We start from the raw sequence: 1,650 nt of genomic DNA on the forward strand, positions 1-1,650 counted from the left end.
TGCATATTGGCTCCGATGAATCATGGGGCGCCTTTGCAAATCTTAGGCAATTTCCGTGGCATGTGCATGCGTTCTTTGTAACCGCAGGGTTTTCATTGGCAATCGTTATGCCATCCTTGATTTCCCGCAAAAGATCTTTTATCTGGGCCCGCATAAAGGCCATGTATCCGCTTTACGCTTTAGCCCTAGTTTTTGCACTGATCAATTTATTACCGCACTGTCAGCCATCCACATTCTCTCCGGCCTTCCATTGGAACTCCCAGCCGGAAGACATGGGGCGAATGTTTTGTGAAGGCACCCCTCTTCTGCAAGAGTCTTGGGCGGCCAATCTGCTCGCGACAATAACAATCTATCTTACAGGATTGTCGGCGACACCACTCTGGGGAGCATCGTGGTTCATGGGATTTTACCTATGGTTCACATCTATGTATTTCCAATGCTTGCTGATCTTTCCCAGCATATATAATCAGCTGTATAAGGTGCGAAAAAAGACGAAACCACTAATACTGTTGAGCTTATTGGGCGTTAGTCTCAATGTGCTGATATTATTAGGTTTTTGGTACAGCTATGCCGAAGATGCGATTGGCTATGGCTTTTTTGACCAATCAACGGGTGAAAAATTAATCCCTAGCGCTCAACAAATGGATGCTGCGGACACTGATAATGCGGTATTGCTTGGATTCTACTTATTCTCACCATTTTGGATGGTTTACTTCGTGGTGGGCATGTGCGTTGCATTTTTATTTGATGCTGTTCGGCCCTATAATCAGGCACGTGCCTACTTATGGGGCTACGTCGCCGACGCCATAACCCTGTTGGTTGTCGCAGTCAGTACCGCGCATATCCTTCAGGGTTATATACCTCACGGATCGGCTGTTTCGCAGGCTTCTCTCGACACCTTTTTCCTACGTCCCGAAGCCGCTAATAATTTTGCAGACCCAGGCATCGTTAACAGAATCTGGGACGAAGTCGCCTCTCGGCTATTCGCACCCATTACATTGCTCTGGCTTTTTGCTCTAAGTACGGGGCAAGGTTTAACAGCAAAAATCTTACGATCGAATCCTATTTCTCAAAGCTTGGCCCCAGCAACTTATGCATGCTTTCTGTTTCATCAGGTGGTGGGACAGTGGTACTACGCCATTACGCGAAATGGCGAGTGGTGGAACTGGTGGAGTTATCGTAAAGATTTTTATTGGTTTAGCCCCCAGCCTGTCCCTGTGGAATGGTATGAGTATTTCTATCTCGTCGGACTAGTGGTTATATTTGGAAAGCTCGTACAACCTTGCGAGCCATTAATTAGACGTGGCTTTCAAAGCATGAGCATGCTTCTGGCAGGAAATAAGGTTCAGTCAGAACATTCAAGCGATACATTGTCAGAAGTTTTGAAAATCGTAGAACGCACTACAGGGATGGAAGCAAATCCTGATTTAAGCTTAGAGGAGTGTGGCTTGGCGTCTCTCGGTGCTGTGCAATTTGTCAGTGCTCTGCGGGCGGAGTTTTCTTCGAAGGCGGTCAAAATTGAGCTGTCGGTATCGGACATCATATCAGCAGCTGATATTCGTGCCATTGCGTCTATTGTCGATGCCGCGAGGATGCAGGCGCAACATCACGTAACTCAAGTTGTTTCTATGTCATAAAAACTACTCAACC

Annotated in this window: 1 protein-coding gene; it reads left to right on the plus strand. The window is 46.7% G+C overall.

Features of this window, described 5'->3' with window-relative positions:
- A partial coding sequence (locus D8U73_RS11080; RefSeq protein ID WP_130904473.1) for an acyl carrier protein occupies positions 1 to 1,637 on the plus strand: 1,637 nt, incomplete at its 5' end.
- Positions 1,638 to 1,650 lie beyond the last annotated feature (13 nt).

Source organism: Pseudomonas sp. Sample_22, from assembly GCF_004307635.1.
Classification (GTDB): Bacteria; Pseudomonadota; Gammaproteobacteria; order Pseudomonadales; family Pseudomonadaceae; genus Aquipseudomonas.